General features: G+C 74.5%; 1 pseudogene. It reads right to left on the bottom strand.

The annotated features are described in order from the left end of the window. Positions 1-208 (bottom strand): annotated as a pseudogene (locus FJ658_RS15065) (ATPase); the annotation flags it as partial.

Here is a 208-nt window from a genome sequence, read left to right as displayed (position 1 = left end):
CGCGCTCAGGCGCTCCTCGGCGATGGCGATCAGTCGGGGGTCGTAGCCGCCGGTCGCGGGGTCGATGGGGAACATGCCCGACGCGTCGCCCACGCCGAGCACGTGGCGCCCGGTGAGCAGACGGTGCACGTAGCCGGCGAGCGTGGTCACGTTCGCGACGGCCGCCACGTGCGGCTCGGCGTCGAGCACCGCCTGGTGCAGATGCGCG

It is taken from the genome of Schumannella sp. 10F1B-5-1 (assembly GCF_006517535.1).
Classification (GTDB): domain Bacteria; phylum Actinomycetota; class Actinomycetes; order Actinomycetales; family Microbacteriaceae; genus Schumannella.
The sequence above is the reverse complement of the archived record's forward strand: the minus strand, read 5'-3'. Positions and strand labels throughout refer to the sequence as shown.